This is a genomic window from Paenibacillus sp. MY03 (assembly GCF_002165585.1).
GTDB classification, from domain to species: domain Bacteria; phylum Bacillota; class Bacilli; order Paenibacillales; family Paenibacillaceae; genus Pristimantibacillus; species Pristimantibacillus agaridevorans.
The window spans coordinates 23,902-39,829 of record NZ_MXQD01000006.1 but is presented as its reverse complement, the minus strand read 5'-3'; the positions used below and the strand labels follow the sequence as shown (position 1 = coordinate 39,829).

Genomic DNA, 15,928 nt, shown 5'->3' with positions numbered 1-15,928 from the left:
ACGAAATGCAGCCCAAAAGCAATATCGTCCATCTTCCCGTGTATCAACCGGGGAAACCGATTGAAGACGTGAAGAGAGAATTAGGTTTAAGCGAAGTGATCAAGCTTGCCTCCAATGAAAATCCGAATGGCTGCTCCGAGAAAGCCAAAGCGGCAATTATCGAGAGCGTGTCGAATACGCATATATATCCAGACGGAGCCAGTGTCGAGCTGACGGCTGTATTAGCCGAGAGACTTGGCGTACAGCCGAATCAGATCATCTTCGGAGCGGGATCCAGCGATATTATTTTAATGACCGCACGTGCCTTCCTGGCGCCGGGCGACGAGACGATAATGGCCGACGAAACTTTCTCTCAGTACAAACATAATGCCGAGGTAGAGAATGCGCGCATCGTCGAAGTGCCGCTCAGAGATGGCCGTCATGACTTGCCGGCGATGCTGGCGAAGGTTACGCCGCGCACGAAAGTGTTGTGGGTCTGCAATCCCAACAATCCGACGGGGACGATCGTCTCCCACGAAGAGCTGTCCGCTTTCTTGAAGTCGGTGCCGACGCATGTATTGGTCGTGCTTGACGAAGCATACGGAGAATTTGTAAATGACGAATCGTATAGCAACGGCGTGTCGCTGCTAAATGAACATCATAATCTTCTCGTGCTGCGTACCTTCTCCAAAATATACGGTCTCGCGTCGCTTCGTATCGGCTACGGTGTCGGCCATCCCGACGTCGTTCGCTTTATTAATCAAGTACGCGAACCGTTTAATACAAGCCGCGCCGCGCAAGCTGCAGCAAAGGCATCTCTCGAGGATGACGGCTTCCTGCAAACTTGCCGCGAGAACAACCTGGCAGGCATTCGCTACTTGCAGGCGCAATTCGACGAGATGGGACTTGTACATTTTCCTGCATTTGGCAACTTTATCATGGTTGATGTGAAACGTCCTTCATCGGAAGTATTCGATGCGCTGCTGCGCCGCGGCATCATCGTTAGAGCACGCTGGACCTACTACCCGAACCATATCCGGGTAAGCGTAGGTACGCAGGCGGAGAACGAGAAGTTTATCTCGGCTCTGGGGCAAGTCTTGCAGGAAGTGACGGTGTAGACCAATCAGGATGATAACTGTTTCTATATTCGGCGTCGGACTTATCGGAGGCTCCATCGCGTTATGCCTTAAGGGAAAGCCGGGCATAAAAGTGATCGGCTTCTCCAATCGTCCGGCTTCGGTCGAAAAATATCTGCAGCGAGGCGTTGTAGACGAAGGCACGACCTCTGTGCAAGAGGCTGCAGAAGCTGCGGACTTTATTTTCTTGTGCGTGCCGGTCGGCATGATGCAGGAGTATCTGGATCAGATCAACACGTTCAATCTCAAAAAGGGATGCATCGTTACGGATGTTGGCAGCACGAAGTCTTCTGTGACGACTTACGCGGAAACCCTCAAGTTAAGCAATGCCGTGTTCATCGGCGGCCATCCAATGGCCGGCTCAGAACGAACAGGCGTAGAGGCTGCCTCGTACCATCTCCTGGAGAATGCCTTCTACGTACTAACGCCTAGCGATTCTGCGACGCCAGAGTCGGTAGATCGGCTCACGGAGCTGCTGTCGCACACAAGAGCGAATATTGTAAAGGTGGATGCCGAGTCCCATGATGATATTGTGGGCGCTATCAGCCATCTTCCTCATATCATCGCCGTAGCGCTTGTCAATCAAGTTCGAGGATATAATGAACACAACGGCTTATATGAATCGCTTGCGGCCGGCGGCTTCCGCGATATTACGCGGATAGCTTCCGGCGATCCAGCCCTGTGGCGAGACATTCTGATCGATAATCGGCAAGTGCTCTTGAAGCTGCTCCGCGACTGGAAGTCGGAGATGGAAGGTTTTGCGAAGATGCTGGAAGAGATGGACGGCGCCGGCATCGAACAATCGTTCCGTACGGCCGGCGACTTCCGCAGCCGAATGCCAGAGCGTCGGAAGGGCATGATACATTCCGTATATGATTGTTATGTCGACGTTCCCGATCATCCTGGCATCATCGGAAGAATCGCGACGGAGCTAGGAAACAATCGGATTAACCTCAGCAATCTTCAGATCATAGAGAGCAGGGAGGATGTGCCCGGCGTGCTCCGGCTGTCCTTCAGGACACAGGATGATTTGGACGGGGCCATCGCGCTGCTGGATCGAACAGGTTACGCTGTTCATCAATAACGTTTTCCGGCCTGCCCTTATGGGCAAGGCCGGGGATTTTTTATGACATCAAATGAATCAAAATGCCATAAGATGCCTAAATAAAAATGAAAGCGCTTATTGACAAACTGGAAGCGTATACATATAATAAAAGTACAGTATGGTTTCTCTCCACTCCTATCCAATACTTCAGCGTTCGGCATGGATGCTGGCCACTCCTCGGAGTGGTTTTTTTTTTGCCGTTTTTTCATTATCGGAACCCATTCGCTAGTTATTGGAACAAAAGGGGGATGAAGGATAAATATCCTTTTTGTCGAAAGAAGCAGGAATTTGATAATGGAACTCGAATATTTAATTACCGCGGACTCGATTCACAATTTCTGAAGTCGACCGCAACTTTTGGCTCCCGAACCAGTACAATGTTACAGGTGGTCCGGGAATAACCTGCAGGTGGAGGAGGTTCGCCTGTCATGACTGATTCCCAGCTTATACGTGAGATAAAGGATGGCAATGTCGACCTGTACTCCGAGCTAATGAGCCGGTATCAGCGTAAGATCATGGCCTTTATCTTCCATATGCTGAAGAGCTCGAAGCTGGAATTGCTTGCCGAGGATTTATGCTCAGAAACATTCTATAAAGCCTATCGGAGTTTGCATTCCTTCAGGGAGATGGACGCTTCCTTTTCGACATGGTTGTATACGATTGCGCGCAATACGGTGCTAAGCGAGCTGCGCAAAAGCAAGGCGGCTAACGTCTCGCTGGATGAAGCCGGCTTTGAGCCGCTGGCGTCGCCGGATTTGGCGCCCGAGCAGCAGCTGCTGCGCAACGAGCGAATGACCATGGTAAGGGATGCCATTAACAATCTGCCTGAGAAACAGCGCTCCGCGCTCATTCTGCGAGAATATGACCAACTCGATTACCAAGAGATCGCAAGCATTCTGGGACAATCGGTCAGCTCCGTCAAGTCGCTTCTGTTCCGTGCAAGAGCCAGCGTGAAGACGCAGCTCGAGCCGTATTTCGGAGGAATGACATCAATGGAGCCATTCGAGGGGATGAATATAAGATGAGATGTGCGGAAGTTCAGGATAAACTCCCGATGTACGGAGACATGTCCGAGAACGACGGGATTCGAATTGAGATGGAAGCGCACCTGCTGGACTGCCCGGATTGTTCGACGTTGTTCGGCTTATGGGAAGAAAGCGACAGTCTGATCCGGGAGTTATCGGAGCAGGAAGTCGTCATAGGACCTTCCGAGCATGTGACTCGTAACGTGATGGACCGCATTTATGCAGAGCAATCGTGGTTCATGCCGGTCCCGAGCAAAAGCTATCAATTTTCCAAGTCGTTCCGGCGCAACATGTCGATATTGATCGCGGCATGTATGGCGATGTTTGCCGTCGCTTTCTTTGTATTCGTATTCGATTACAGAGATGCGCCCACCCAGGCTCAAATGCAGGCGATGACCGGGCTTATTGATACGGCTAAAGCTTCGGGAGACGATGTGTTCGGCGCTACCGGCTTTTACGCGGAAGTACCGGTTGCCAGTATCAGCGATCCATTCGTCTTGCAGGTAGTGCCGACATTCCCGCAATATTACGTCGCGCTCTCGCTTCTGGGCCTGGTGATGGCGCTTCTCATTATGAACTGGCTGTCCCGTACGCGGCACTGATCGAACCTACGGCAAGACGCACGCAGACAGAAGGAGTGAAATCCATTGTTCATCGGATTGGTTAGGCATGGAGAAACAGATTGGAATGCCGCAGGCATACTGCAAGGCCAGACGGATATTCCGCTCAACGAGAGAGGTTTGAAGCAAGCTGCTGCTCTTGCGGAAAGACTGAGTACGGAGAAAAAAATCTGGGATGCCGTGTTGTCCAGCGACTTGGCCCGTGCCCGGAAAACCGCGGAAATAATTGCAGACCGGCTGCAAGTGCCGTTGCTCGCGCCGGATACAAGGCTGCGAGAACGTTATTTCGGCGAGGTTGAAGGAACGACAGAGCCGCAGCGAGTCGAAAAGTGGGGAGCAGACTGGCGAAGTCTGAAGTTAGGCGCGGAATCTGATGCGGAGATGCGGGCCAGAGGGATGAGCTTGATCACTGAGCTGGCGAGAGCGGAAGAGGCGAGCAACATTCTTATCGTATCGCACGGCAGCTTCATTGCCCATCTGCTGCAAGCGATGTGCTCCACGCTTCAAGATCAACGCCTCGGCAATTTGTCTTACTCGATCCTGTCGTTGAACGAAGAGAAGTGGGAGCCGGTCCTTCATAATTGTACGCAACACCTGGATACCGTGAAGCAATAAAAAGCCGCTATTCGTCCACATGGGCGAATGAGCGGTTTTTTTGTTTGGAAATGATGTAACTCCAAGACTTGTGAACAATAGGTTGGAACGAGCAGCTGTAGGCGTTAAAAACGCCGATGGACCGGAAAGTAACTCAGATTAGCGTCCATAGGCGTTAGAAACGCCTATGGCACCAAAAAGTAGGTGAACGAGCAGCTGTAGGCGTTAAAAACGCCGATGGACCGGAAAGTAACTCTGAATAGTAGCCATTGGCGTTAGTAACGCTTATGGCTCCAAAAAGTAGGTGAACGAGCAGCTGTGGGCGTTAAAATCGCCGATGGGCCGGAAAGTAACTCCAATTAGCAGCCATAGGCGTTAGTAACGCTTATGGCTCCAAAAAGTAGGCGAACGAGCAGCTTAGGCGTTAAAAACGCCGATGGACCGGAAAGTAACTCTGATTAGCAGCCATAGGCGTTAGTAACGCTTATGACTCAAAAAAGAGGTGAAAAAACGGGCTGAGCGCCCTAAATGGGGCTCAAAACCTTTCGTTCGACACAATTGCCAGGTAGCGGCCAATCTGTTTTTGAAACAAGACCAAGGACTCTCTCTCCATATGAGGTATTAAAATTCGGAATTGTCCAATAATGGGAATAAAACCTTTGAGCGATCGCCATGAAAGATATTTCAACCGATCTGCGATGAAAGGAGTAACCCATGAACCTATCGGATATGCTCGGATACGCGGATATCGGCCAGCTCAGTCGAATAGCGGATGTGTATAAATGCGAGTGCAACGGTAATTCCAAAAATGAGCTTATCCAGTCCATTCTGGCAAGAGTAAGCCGTCATGACGTATTCGAGGAGCAGATCGACGTCATGAAGCTGGAGGAAATGCGATTTCTGAATTCGTTGTTGTTCGAAGCGCGCGAATCGTACAGTCTGGAGGATTTGATCGCGCGAGTCCAGCAATCACGATTCGGCATCGAGCAGATTGCCGCTCCTGAGAAGACAACATCCAAAGCAAAGCGCGGCAAAAAAAATGTAGTGCCTGCACCGCCGCCAAGTCCTAGAGACGTGATTGCGCGCTTCAAGCATCAGGGTTGGTTATTCAATGGCTTCAGCGGACCCAATCGTTACTTGTTTCAAGTGCCGCGCGATTTGAAGACGAGATTTAAGGAGACGCTTCAACGCCGTTTCGCGAAGGAGCTCGTCTATACGGGTGATTCGCCGATGTACAGAGACGAGCAGGACCTCATGACAGAAGATATCAAGCATCTGCTGCACTACGTGCACCATAATGAAATCCAGCTGACAGCAGATGGGTCGATGTATAAGCGGTTTTTGCTGCAGCTTCTGGACCGAATGAGCGTGCGGGAGGAACTCCCTGGCAAAGGAGCATGGCGCTTCGGGTATGGCCGCCACTTTAATGTGTATCCAGATCGTTTCTCGCTGCTGTACGATTTCTGTGCCAGCAACGGTTATCTCAGCGAAAAAAACGAATGCCTTTCCGTCACCGACAAAGGACTTGAGCGTCTTAAGGGAGTGCCGCCCGAGGAGCGTGAGGCACTGTACGCTTATTGGCTCCGTCTGTACAAGGGGCCCGTAGCGAACTTGCTGTCGCTCGTTCACTGGATAGGCGCGCTCGCTGGAGAATGGGTCAGCGCAGATTCGATCAAAAAGGTGCTGCTACCTTTCGTAAAACCTTATTATTACGATGATGCCGACGCGATTATGGAGCGAAGGATCATGACGGTTATGATGCATCTGGGGTTGCTGAGACTTGGAGAGCATCCAGTGTACGGCACGGTTGTAAGGATGACGAAAGCAGGAGAAGCAATCGTCTCGGGAAAGGGATTGAAGCTGGCCCATTGACTTTGACTTAGCCAATTGGTAAAATCTCTCCCACCAATAGAGGTAGAGAAGGGAGAGTATATACAATATGTTCATACCTTACAAGGGAATCGTTCCGGCGTTTGAAAAAGACTGCTATGTGGCAGAGGGAGCGCGGATCATTGGCGACGTATCCATGGGAGCTTTCGGCACCGTATGGTTCAATGCTGTTCTAAGGGGCGATCTGGCGCCAATCCGCATCGGTGAGCGCTGCAATATACAGGATAACGTAGTAGGGCATGTCAATACAGATCAGCCGCTTATACTGGAAGATGAAGTGTCGGTCGGCCACAGCGCCATCATCCATGGATGCAAGGTGGGCAGAGGCACATTAATCGGAATGGGGGCAATCGTACTAAACGGCGCCGACATCGGTGAATATGCTTTAATAGGGGCCGGTTCGATTGTTACGGAGAACAAGAAGGTACCATCCTATACGCTTTCACTCGGAACGCCTGCCAGAGTCGTAAGAGAATTGACAGATGACGATTTGCAGCGAATGAGAAGGACGATGGAAAGCTACGTAACGAAAGGAATCGAATATAGGATCTCATGAGCCGATGTGGAGGTGTATCCTATGGACAAAATGAAAGTAACGTACGAGGCGATGCTAGCTTTGGCAGCAGAGATGGTGCTGGACGAAGCGGTGCTCAAATTTCAAACAAAGCAGTTGCACCACGCCATCGATAAGGCGCTTGCAGACGGCGACGAGGATACGTTCTACCGTCTAGTCAAGCAACTGAATGAGCTGAAACAATAGAGCAAAGAAGCTTCCCGACAGGTCGGAACATTCCGCACTGGCGCATGGAAGCTTTCTTTTGTAGAATGGTAAGGATAGGATGAGAGGAAATAAGAGAAACGGGGAAAACGGAATGAAATTCAGTGAAATCGAAAAGGAGCGGTGGGACGAGCTGTCGCCTTATCTAGACACCTGTCTGCTGCCCGTAACAGGCTTGACGGGCGGAGAGTCTCCCCACGAAGCTACTGAGAAGCTGGAGCAGCTCAGAGACGTGCTGGATCTTGTCGAGATCCCTTTCAAGGGCAGGGTCGTAACTTATCCGGCTTGTCATTATTTATCTGAAGCAGAGAGGGCAGGAACCGTCCTGGCAGGGTATGTGGATAAACTTAGGGACGCCGGATTTGTTTACATTATCATCGCAACCGCCAACCCGGCATTGGACATGACCTTATCCGGCGCCGATCTCATTCTGCAGAAGGATGATAACGGGGAAGGACTCCAGCCTGCATTCGTGAGTTCACAAATTAGAGAGCTATGGAGTGGCGGATCTCCTTTATAATGCCATTGTTTCCGTATAATATAATCGAATTATGGGGAAAACAAATGCCATAGCAGGTCAAATGTGACAAATTGACAACAAATTATTGAACGCCATTTCCAGAATGACGCAAATATCGGGCCATATTCTTGACGCTCCCAAGCACCTAGGCTATTATAAGTAATGTCCTAGTTCGTCATGTGTTTTTGCCGTGTGGCAAGACGCGAGATATGGTTGGCAAAGGGGGGTTAGAACAGAAGATGAGTAATCATGAACAACACGAGACGTCGCATCGTCCCGTTCAGCGTAAAGAAATGTCCCGGCGTCAATTCCTGTCATACACGCTTGGCGGCACAACGGCTTTCATGATGGGCGGTGCCGTGCTGCCGATGGTTCGCTTTGCGGCAGATCCTCTTCTTAAGAAGAAGGGGGAAAGCGCGTACGTAAAGGTTGTCGAAGAAAGCAAGATTACGAACGAACCGCAGGAATTTAAATTTAAAATTCACCAGGTTGATGGATGGTACGAAAGTGAACCGGAGCTGGTAGCCTGGATCTCCAAGAACCAGCAAGGAGAGGTATTCGCGTTGTCTCCGGTTTGTAAACATCTAGGCTGCACGATTGCCTGGAACACGAAGGGGAAAAACGAATACGATTGTCCATGTCACGATGCGCGTTATTCGAAGGACGGCAAGAACATTACCGTTGCGAATACGCCGCTCGACGAGTACGACGTCATGATCGATCAAGGCTTTATTTACCTGGGAGCCATCAAACCGAACACTAGAGTCTAAGGAGGGCGTATTTCAGATGTTTAAGAATGTATACAACTGGATCGACGAACGTCTTGACATTACGCCGCTTTGGAGAGACGTGGCGGACCATGAAGTGCCTGAACATGTTAACCCGGCGCATCACTTTTCTGCTTTCGTCTATTGCTTCGGTGGCTTGACGTTTTTTATCACGGTTATTCAGATTCTGTCGGGCATGTTCCTGACGATGTACTATGTGCCGGATATTATTAACGCCTACGCGAGCGTTGACTTCCTGCAGCACCAGGTCGCCTTCGGCCAAATTGTTCGGGGCATGCACCACTTTGGCGCAAGTCTGGTTATTGTAATGATGTTCCTACATACACTTCGCGTCTTCTTTACCGGCTCCTACAAGGCGCCGCGCGAGATGAACTGGGTAGTCGGAATGCTGATTTTCTTCATCATGCTGGGCCTGGGCTTTACGGGCTACCTTCTTCCATGGGACAACAAAGCTTACTACGCAACTAAAGTAGGGGTAGAAATCGCGGCATCCGTACCGTACATCGGATCGTATATCGCCGACTTCCTTTACGGCGGCGACATCGTAGGCGCGCAGACGCTGACTCGTTTCTTCGCGATTCACGTATTTTTCCTGCCTGGCGCACTGATCGCCATGCTGGCGGCGCATTTCCTGATGATTCGGAAGCAAGGCATCTCAGGACCACTTTAAGCGAAGGAGGGCTATCTTATGGCGCACGGTCATAAATCGAACGAGAAAGTCGTTTTTGTCGGCGACTCTCGTGTCAAGAAAGGCGCAGGCATACAGACGCCTCCCGACTACACTTCGTTCCCTGGCAAGTCGGAAGCTTTCATCCCGAACTTCCTGCTTAAGGAATGGATGGTCGGCTGCGTCGTGCTTGTCGGATTCCTGGCATGGACGATCGCAGAGCCTGCTCCGCTAGGGTATCCCGCGGATCCAACGAACACCGCGTTTATCCCGATGCCGGACTGGTACTTCTTGTTCCTGTATCAATTTCTGAAATATCCATATGTTTCGCAAGATTATGTATTGCTCGGCACGATGGGCATCCCGGCTATCATGTTCGGAGCATTGTTTCTCGCTCCGTTCCTCGATACAGGGAAGGAACGCCGTTTCTACCGTCGTCCAATCGCATCGTCGCTGATGATTCTGTCCTTGGCAGCATGCACATACTTGACGGTCGTATCTTGGGATCACTACCAGCATATGCTGGATCAGAACGGTCAAACACCGGAACATCACGTTCGCGCGGAAAAAGCGAAGGAAGCGATCGAACGCGGCGAACCGAGACCTAATCCGCTTAAGAAAGCTGCAGCCTTTATCGAACCTGATGATCCTGCAGTAGCGATCATTCAAGCGCAATGCATCGGCTGTCACGCAGCTGATCTTAATGGCGGTGCAGGACCTGCATTGCTCGGCATCGGTAATCGCCTAAGCAAAGAAGAGATTGCGGACACGATTACAAACGGTCGAAATGCAATGCCAGCTTACAATGGCCAACTGTCTACTGAAGAAATTGACTCCATTGCATCTTGGCTGACCAAACAGACTCAATAATTAATCTTCAAGAACCTGATCGGTAATATACGGTCAGGTTCTTTTTGAAAGGAAGAACGTTATGGGGATCTCCTTCTTCTGGAGCAAAGGTTTTCTGCTCAATCGATCATTTCTGTGGCTGTTGTTTATTTGCAACTTGCTCGGTACGATATACGGGTACATTTGGTATGACAGCCAATTGCAGTGGACAGCTGTCAACAAGCCGCTGTGGACGCTGCCTTTTGTACCGGATTCTCCGACAGCAAGTTTATTCTTTACTATGTCACTATTATATCTGCTATTCCCCATTACGAAACCTACCCGCATCGCCAATATGGCAAGGGTCATTGTCGAAGCGCTGGCTGTCGTCACTTCCGTCAAATACGGGATTTGGGCGGTCTCGATGATCGTAGCCGGGGCAGCGCAAGGAGACGTGTTAAATTGGACCCATTACATGCTGATCGTCTCTCATCTTGCGATGGCTGTCGAAGCGCTGCTATATGTCAGGTTTATGAAAGCCGGTACGGCGGCGTTTGCCGTGGCGTTAGGTTGGCTGCTGATAAACGACACCGTGGATTACACGCTTAACGTCAATCCCTGGCTGCCGGACGAGCTCGAAGACGACAGAACCGCCGTCGAGCTGTTTACGTATGGACTTTCGCTGGCTAGCTTTGCCGCGGCCTGGTTAGCGGGCCGATTCCGTAAATCCTGATCCCTCTGTCATAAGCTTGGACAACTCCTCATAGTATGGTCTATGGGGGGAGATGTTCGTGAGAATACGGGTTGCAGTTCCATTTATCATATGTATCTTCATGACAATCGGATCGGCGAGCGTCGTCTGGGGAGGAGCGGGAGCGACTTCTCAGGCATTGTCTTTTTTTTCGGGGAAGCCTTACGATTCGTTATATCGGATGGACGAGATAGGGATTGCGTTGTATAATGCCGCCATAAATAATAATCGTCAGTCTGCTTATATGCAAGTGCAAAAGCTGCAGAAGGGAATGAGCAATAAGCTGCTGCTTTCCTATGGTTATGCAGAGGGCTGGGATGCAGTTGCAGCCGATCTGACCGCCATTGAAACGGCGCTTTCGAGGAGCGCGCCAGGCAACGAATGGCGGGAGCTTGCCGTCAAAGTCCGATTGTCGCTGGATGCCGTCGTCAGCGGCAGTGGCTCCTTGTGGCTGCAATACGATTATTTGCTGCGAGAGGACGTGGCCTTGATAGGACAAGCCTTAAAGAGAAGCACGAACGATACGAAGGCGGCAGCTAATGCCGCGGGCGCGCTGCTTGAGACGATGCGGATGCATGTGTTTCGGATGGATGCGGCAGCTGCCATCAGCGGCCACAGCATGCGTACACAAGAGCTGATCCAACAAATGGACTACGTGGACAAGAGGATAAATGCGCTTAAAACGGATAGGGGATCCCGTGCAGCGACGTCTCTAAGAAACGCACTGCAATCGCTGGATGGGGCAGCTGCTGTGCTGGATAACATCTTCCGCAAAGAAACCGGCGACATGCCAGCCCTGGCGCCGGCTAGTGCTGTATACCCCCTGCGTTGGGCTTTCTTTGTGGGGACGATTATATCGGCTGTTCTGACCTATGTGGGATGGAGAAAATACCGCCAGATGCCCTACGGAGTCAAATCCATCAAATAATCTAATAGGTAGTTCAAAAAGTCCGCTTTTGATCACGAAGTAGGCCAAGAAGCGTACTCGACATCGAATATGAAACGCAAGCGAAACTTCCGGTGCTCACGTAGCTTCCACTACGCTCCGCTCCTCAGTTTCTACTTGCATTCCATCTTCTCGGTGCTGAAAACCGAACTTTTTGAACTCGGTTTTTTATGAGCTATTCTTCCTTAAAGCCTTCACCTAAAACGTCATGAACATCGGTAATAACGATAAACGCTCGGGGATCGATATTGCGTACAATGCTTTTGAGGCGACGGGTTTCGTACCGTCCCACGACGCAATAGACGATCTCTTTGCTTTGCCCGGAGAACGCGCCTTTAGCGGGCATCAGAGTAACCCCCCGCTCCAGTTCAACCGTGATTCGGTCGGCGATTGTCTTGCTATGATCCGAAATAATGGAGGCTGCTTTGGCGGAATAGGCGCCGTCCTGGATAAAATCGATGATCTTGGATGCGATGAATACAACAACTAACGTATACAATACCTTTTCTAACGATATGTAGATCATGGATACGCCGATAATAACCGCATCGAATACAAGGATGATCTGTCCCATGCTGAAGCCTCGTCTTGACAAAATTCTGGCAATAATGTCAATGCCGCCTGTCGTGCCGCCGAATCGGAAGACGATGCCAAGACCCGCTCCTAGAGTGGCTCCTGCATAGAGCGCAATAAGCATGTTGTCGTTGGAACTGTGAAACGGAATGATCCATTGGTTTCGGATAAATATTTCGAACAACGCCAGGAACAACGACAGGGAGACGGTGCCGATAATCGTATAAAGCATCTGTCGCTTGCCGAGAGCCTTCCAGCCAAGCAGAAACAGCGGAATGTTCAATACCAGCGTCGTAATGGAGAGAGGCCATCCCGCTGCATAATTCAACAGTACTCCAATACCGGTTACACCGCCTTCCATTAATGAATTGGGCAGCAGGAAATATTGAAGGCCGAATGCGTAGACGGCGGTACCGACGAGGATGGGCAATATGATTCTGGCTTGGGACATGATGCGGTTCATGGAACAGAAAACCCCCTTCGGTTTGTAAGCGGTTGTTGCTCTTAGTATGGCTTAGGGCGTGTCTGAAAACCCACTCTGGGGCATCTTTCACCGCCTTTCCGCCCCCTGCTTCGTCACTTTTGCTTGACGTACCCCCGGTACGCCTTTACAAAAGTTCCTTGCATGGAACGAAAATTCGGCAAAATCTGCTCCCCTCAGAGCATTCAGACACGCCCTAATTACAGCCTTGAAAAAACATTGATTTTCGCCTGAGCAATACGGTAACATAGAAAAGAATACCGATTGTCAGGAAAGGAAGCGCAGTCATGAGTGAAAAGTCATTGGCGGATATTCAACGCGAAGTTGACGATTATATCTCGCAATTTAAGGAAGGATACTTTAGCCCGCTGTCATTAATGGCCCGTTTGTCGGAAGAAGTCGGGGAGCTGGCCAGGGAAATCAACCATAAATATGGCGAAAAACCTAAAAAAGCGGACGAAGCGGACAACAGTGTCGAGATGGAGCTTGGGGACATCCTGTTTATTTTATCATGTTTCGCGAATTCGCTCGACATCGATCTGACTGAAGCCCATAATAAAGTGATGCACAAATTCAACACGCGTGATGCGAACCGCTGGACGAAGAAATAAAAACGAACTGTAAGCAAGCTCCCGACATATGCTGTACCATCAATCCTGTACAAGGAGGAAGGGACGGATATGGACGGGGAAAGCTGCATACGCAAGGCGTACGACTACATTCTTCACGGCGATTTCGAAAGCGCGATTCATTGGTTCGAGCTCGCGATCAAGGCGGAGCCGGACAATGCCGGCTATTATCATAAATGCGCGGTTTCCTGCGCCAGAAGCAATAAGTGGACCAAGGCAAAACATTACTCGGACACGGCTATCGCCCTTGAGCCGGACAACTCCGAATACATTTATTATTCGGAATTGATTCGCTCCAAGCTGCTGCTTGAGGAGGTCAGCGTACTGCTCGCATCGGTACCGCCGCGGCTTCTGGAAGCGGGAGATAAACTTGCGGAAGTGATCTCGCTGGATCCGTTAAGCTTTGACGGTTTTTATACGCTAGCGATGGTGCGCTATACGGAAGGCGATTATGAACGTGCCGGCAAGCTTGTCAAGGAAGCTTTGAAGCTGGACCCTCAGCATGCAGCGGCACGACGGCTGTACGCCGACACGAGGCGGAAGATAAGGAAGAATAGCAAAGGATAGGGTGATCGTCATGTCAACTGAGCTTATTAAAGTAGCGGTAATCGGAGCAGCCGGCCGAATGGGGCGCGAGGTCGTAAAAATGGTGTTGGAGGATGAAACGCTTCAGCTTGTAGCTGCAGTCAGCCCTTCGTCAGGACCAGTTGATGCCGCCACTTTCGCGGGCAAGCCCAATTGCGGCGTAATCGTCAGCGCGACGCTGGACGAAGCGCTCAGTTCGGCCAAGGCCGATGTTCTCGTCGACTTTACAGTACCGCAGGCGGCCTATGGCAATACGAAGACCGCAATCGAATATGGTGTTCGTCCAATCATCGGAACGACGGGTTTTACACCTGAACAAATTGTGGAGCTGGACGAGCTCTGCAAGTCGAAGGGAATCGGCGGACTGATCGCGCCGAACTTCTCGATTGGCGCCATTCTTATGATGAAATTCGCCGCGCAGGCCTCCAAATATATGCCTCATGTCGAAATTATCGAATATCATGGCGATCAAAAGCTGGATGCGCCTTCCGGCACGTCGATCAAAACCGCGGAGCTGATCTCGCAGGTTCGCGAAGAGCTTCGTCAAGGCAACCCAAAGGAAGAAGAGACAATTGAAGGATCACGGGGCGGCTATTATAATGGCTTCCGGATACATAGCGTCAGATTGCCGGGGGTATTCGCTCAACAGGAAGTCATCTTCGGCGGCTACGGCCAAACACTCAAGATTCGCCATGATTCTTACGATCGTGCAGGTTATATGCCTGGCGTGAACGTGGCGGTCAAGAAGGTAATGACGTATGCCGGGCTCATCTACGGCTTCGAGCACATCATGGATTAACCTATCTAAACATCATGGATTCATAACGATTCTAACCTATCATTGTTCAGCTAGAGAGGGGTACGTCATGCTTAATATCGCCTTTATTGCCCACGACAGAAAGAAGGACGAGATCGTCAATTTCGTTACGGCATACGAACATGTTTTCGTTCCACACCAATTATATTCTACCGGCACGACGGGCGCCCGCATTATGGAGCAAACAGACTTGTCCATTCACCGGTTTATGTCGGGGCCATTGGGAGGAGATCAGCAGATAGGCGCTATGGTTGCGCAGAACGAGATGGATCTCATTATCTTCCTTCGCGACCCGTTGATGGCCCAGCCGCACGAGCCGGATATTATCGCATTGCTCCGTCTCTGCGACGTGCAAGGTATTCCGGTAGCCACAAATATCGCGACTGCCGAGGTGCTTGTTAAGGCCGTAGAACGCGGCGATTTTGCATGGCGAGAACTTGTCCACAAATACAAGCCCGGAGTGGGCGAATAATGGAGTCCGTCGATATTCTCGTATTCGGCGCCCATGCCGACGATGCGGAGATCGGCATGGGCGGCACGATCGCGAAGCATGCAAAAGACGGCCGGCGCATCGTCATATGCGATCTGACACAAGCAGAGATGTCATCCAACGGCACCGTGGAGCTGCGTCGGCAAGAAGCCGAATCAGCTGCCGCGGTGCTTGGTTTATTTGCCCGGACCAATCTGTCTCTGCCGGACAGAGGCCTTTCGCTAAGCGGCTCTCACATCGAACGCGTAGTCGAAGAGATTCGCAGATGGCGTCCAAGGCTCGTTTTCGCTCCGTATTGGGTTGATCGTCACCCCGATCATGTGCAAGCCAGCAAGCTGATCGAAGAGGCCGTATTTAATGCCAAGCTTCGCAATTATATGTCGCATCTGCCTCCCGTTCAGGTGGAGCAGCTCATTTATTATTTTATAAACGATATGGATCAAGTATCGCTGGCGATAGACGTTTCGAGCGTATACGAGCAGAAGCGCGCAGCGCTTAAGGCCTATCGTTCGCAATTCCAGCAGTCCGCTACAACGGATTCTGTTGCAACTCCGCTCACTAATGGATATTTGGAGCGGGTTGAGGCGAGAGACTATTTGCTCGCGCAAGGACGAGGCTGGCAGTATGCCGAAGGCTTCGCGATCAAACGACCATACGGCATAACAACCTTTTAACGAAGAGCTTAATGAAAAGAACTAACGTACAACCCATCCGGAATACATATGA

At 50.7% G+C, this 15,928-nt stretch carries 20 protein-coding genes; 19 read left to right on the top strand and 1 reads right to left on the bottom strand.

Annotation, left to right across the window (positions count from 1 at the left end; genetic code table 11):
• The first annotated feature begins 5 nt into the window (after positions 1–5).
• From hisC to B1748_RS05965, 14 genes are all read left to right on the top strand, one after another.
• A complete protein-coding gene (gene hisC, locus B1748_RS06030) occupies positions 6–1,097 on the top strand; it encodes a histidinol-phosphate transaminase (protein ID WP_087566987.1) in 1,092 nt (363 codons plus the stop codon).
• A gap of 10 nt (positions 1,098–1,107) precedes the next feature.
• Entirely contained in the window at positions 1,108–2,199 is a 1,092-nt protein-coding gene (locus B1748_RS06025) for a prephenate dehydrogenase (protein WP_087566986.1), read from the top strand.
• Between the two features lie 449 nt (positions 2,200–2,648).
• A complete protein-coding gene (locus B1748_RS06020; protein WP_087566985.1) occupies positions 2,649–3,245 on the top strand; it encodes an RNA polymerase sigma factor in 597 nt (198 codons plus the stop codon).
• A complete protein-coding gene (locus B1748_RS06015) occupies positions 3,242–3,847 on the top strand; it encodes an anti-sigma factor family protein (RefSeq protein ID WP_087566984.1) in 606 nt (201 codons plus the stop codon). The genes B1748_RS06020 and B1748_RS06015 overlap by 4 nt, the downstream gene beginning before the upstream one ends.
• A 45-nt stretch (positions 3,848–3,892) precedes the next feature.
• On the top strand, positions 3,893–4,480 hold the full coding sequence (locus B1748_RS06010) for a histidine phosphatase family protein (RefSeq protein WP_087566983.1): 588 nt from the start codon (positions 3,893–3,895) through the stop codon (positions 4,478–4,480).
• Between the two features lie 693 nt (positions 4,481–5,173).
• Complete coding sequence (locus B1748_RS06005; RefSeq protein WP_087566982.1) at positions 5,174–6,331, top strand: hypothetical protein; 1,158 nt, start codon at positions 5,174–5,176, stop codon at positions 6,329–6,331.
• 67 nt (positions 6,332–6,398) lie between these two features.
• The gene (locus tag B1748_RS06000) at positions 6,399–6,905 is read left to right on the top strand and encodes a gamma carbonic anhydrase family protein (RefSeq protein WP_087566981.1); all 507 of its coding nucleotides are present in this window, start codon (positions 6,399–6,401) and stop codon (positions 6,903–6,905) included.
• A gap of 21 nt (positions 6,906–6,926) precedes the next feature.
• Positions 6,927–7,109 carry an IDEAL domain-containing protein gene (locus tag B1748_RS05995; RefSeq protein ID WP_087566980.1) on the top strand — a complete coding sequence of 61 codons (183 nt, stop codon included), beginning with the start codon at positions 6,927–6,929 and terminating at the stop codon, positions 7,107–7,109.
• 112 nt (positions 7,110–7,221) lie between these two features.
• A complete protein-coding gene (locus B1748_RS05990; protein ID WP_087567291.1) occupies positions 7,222–7,647 on the top strand; it encodes a DUF2487 family protein in 426 nt (141 codons plus the stop codon).
• Between the two features lie 239 nt (positions 7,648–7,886).
• A complete protein-coding gene (locus B1748_RS05985) occupies positions 7,887–8,417 on the top strand; it encodes a Rieske (2Fe-2S) protein (RefSeq protein WP_087566979.1) in 531 nt (176 codons plus the stop codon).
• A 16-nt stretch (positions 8,418–8,433) separates the two neighbouring features.
• On the top strand, positions 8,434–9,105 hold the full coding sequence (gene qcrB, locus B1748_RS05980) for a menaquinol-cytochrome c reductase cytochrome b subunit (protein WP_087566978.1): 672 nt from the start codon (positions 8,434–8,436) through the stop codon (positions 9,103–9,105).
• An 18-nt stretch (positions 9,106–9,123) separates the two neighbouring features.
• Positions 9,124–9,972 (top strand): menaquinol-cytochrome c reductase cytochrome b/c subunit, encoded by an 849-nt coding sequence (locus B1748_RS05975; protein WP_087566977.1) that lies wholly within the window; start codon positions 9,124–9,126, stop codon positions 9,970–9,972.
• 61 nt (positions 9,973–10,033) lie between these two features.
• Complete coding sequence (locus tag B1748_RS05970; RefSeq protein ID WP_087566976.1) at positions 10,034–10,663, top strand: DUF1405 domain-containing protein; 630 nt, start codon at positions 10,034–10,036, stop codon at positions 10,661–10,663.
• 58 nt (positions 10,664–10,721) lie between these two features.
• Entirely contained in the window at positions 10,722–11,609 is an 888-nt protein-coding gene (locus B1748_RS05965) for a sporulation protein YpjB (RefSeq protein ID WP_179215427.1), read from the top strand.
• A 193-nt stretch (positions 11,610–11,802) separates the two neighbouring features.
• Here the strand turns inward: B1748_RS05965 and B1748_RS05960 are convergent, their stop codons facing one another.
• Entirely contained in the window at positions 11,803–12,663 is an 861-nt protein-coding gene (locus tag B1748_RS05960) for a YitT family protein (RefSeq protein ID WP_087566974.1), read from the bottom strand.
• Positions 12,664–12,968: 305 nt separating this feature from the next.
• On the opposite strand from B1748_RS05960, the gene B1748_RS05955 reads away from it, so the two are divergent.
• The 5 genes from B1748_RS05955 (at position 12,969) to bshB1 (ending at position 15,876) form a co-directional block, all read left to right on the top strand.
• Entirely contained in the window at positions 12,969–13,292 is a 324-nt protein-coding gene (locus B1748_RS05955) for a nucleotide pyrophosphohydrolase (RefSeq protein ID WP_087566973.1), read from the top strand.
• Between the two features lie 69 nt (positions 13,293–13,361).
• A complete protein-coding gene (locus B1748_RS05950) occupies positions 13,362–13,877 on the top strand; it encodes a tetratricopeptide repeat protein (protein WP_087566972.1) in 516 nt (171 codons plus the stop codon).
• 10 nt (positions 13,878–13,887) lie between these two features.
• The gene (gene dapB, locus B1748_RS05945; RefSeq protein WP_087566971.1) at positions 13,888–14,694 is read left to right on the top strand and encodes a 4-hydroxy-tetrahydrodipicolinate reductase; all 807 of its coding nucleotides are present in this window, start codon (positions 13,888–13,890) and stop codon (positions 14,692–14,694) included.
• Between the two features lie 67 nt (positions 14,695–14,761).
• On the top strand, positions 14,762–15,184 hold the full coding sequence (gene mgsA / locus B1748_RS05940; protein ID WP_087566970.1) for a methylglyoxal synthase: 423 nt from the start codon (positions 14,762–14,764) through the stop codon (positions 15,182–15,184).
• Positions 15,181–15,876 carry a bacillithiol biosynthesis deacetylase BshB1 gene (gene bshB1, locus B1748_RS05935; RefSeq protein ID WP_087567290.1) on the top strand — a complete coding sequence of 232 codons (696 nt, stop codon included), beginning with the start codon at positions 15,181–15,183 and terminating at the stop codon, positions 15,874–15,876. Before mgsA ends, bshB1 begins: the two co-directional genes overlap by 4 nt.
• The last annotated feature ends 52 nt before the right edge of the window (positions 15,877–15,928 follow it).